Raw genomic sequence first — 776 nt, forward strand, 5'->3', positions numbered from 1 at the left:
GTAAGCGCCAATAAACCAGCACCTACTTTCGGTTACCAAGATTGCCCACACTGATTTCCTCGTCAACCCAGGAGGAATCAGCATGACACACGCCGAACGCAAACGTCTCTGGCAGCAGCATATCGAGGACTGGCAGGCATCCGGTTTGTCTGGCATGGCCTACTGCCAGCAGCAATCACTGACTTATTGTCGCTTTGTTTACTGGCGCAAAAAGCTGACCGAGCCGGAGGCGTCGGTTCCGGAGCAACCCGTGTCGTCGCCTGGGTTTGCCAAGGTGGCAGCAGTACCAGGTCCGGCCTCGTCAGAAGGGTTAACGGTGTCATTGCCCGGCGGTGTCTCAATCACCGGTCTGCACGCTGGCAATGTGGAATTGCTGGGCGCTGTTCTGAGGCAACTGTAATGCGCCACCGGTATCTTCGTCCGTCCTGGGACCTGCCGGAGATTTACCTGTATCGACAACCTGTCGATTTCCGCAAGCAGGCCACTGGGCTGGCGCTGATTGTCGAGCAGGAGCTGGGGCACAGCCCGTTCTCCGGAGCGCTTTATGCGTTCACCAATCGACAGCGGAACAAGATCAAGTGCCTGATGTGGGAAGACAACGGCTTCGTGCTCTACTACAAGTCCCTGGCCGAGGAGAAATTCAAGTGGCCGGGGCCGTCGGATGAGCTGATGGCCTTGAATGGCGAGCAGATCAACTGGTTGCTGGACGGCTACGACATCACCCTGCTTAAGGGCCATAAAACCCTGCATTATGAGACCGTTGGCTAGTATTTTTT

General features: G+C 56.3%; 2 protein-coding genes. Both read left to right on the forward strand.

Annotated features, from left to right (window positions below; genetic code table 11):
• Positions 1 to 82: 82 nt before the first annotated feature.
• On the forward strand, positions 83 to 400 hold the full coding sequence (tnpA, locus tag MLC59_RS19805; protein WP_248237324.1) for an IS66 family insertion sequence element accessory protein TnpA: 318 nt from the start codon (positions 83 to 85) through the stop codon (positions 398 to 400).
• The gene (gene tnpB / locus MLC59_RS19810) at positions 400 to 768 is read left to right on the forward strand and encodes an IS66 family insertion sequence element accessory protein TnpB (RefSeq protein ID WP_248237325.1); all 369 of its coding nucleotides are present in this window, start codon (positions 400 to 402) and stop codon (positions 766 to 768) included. Before tnpA ends, tnpB begins: the two co-directional genes overlap by 1 nt.
• Positions 769 to 776 lie beyond the last annotated feature (8 nt).

The organism is Marinobacter bryozoorum, from assembly GCF_023156245.1.
Classification (GTDB): domain Bacteria; phylum Pseudomonadota; class Gammaproteobacteria; order Pseudomonadales; family Oleiphilaceae; genus Marinobacter; species Marinobacter bryozoorum.

Bases quoted from the DNA above. Each gene is read 5' to 3' on its own strand.
- tnpA (WP_248237324.1), top strand. From the start codon at position 83: ATGACACACGCCGAACGCAAACGTCTCTGGCAGCAGCATATCGAGGAC.
- tnpB (WP_248237325.1), top strand. From the start codon at position 400: ATGCGCCACCGGTATCTTCGTCCGTCCTGGGACCTGCCGGAGATTTAC.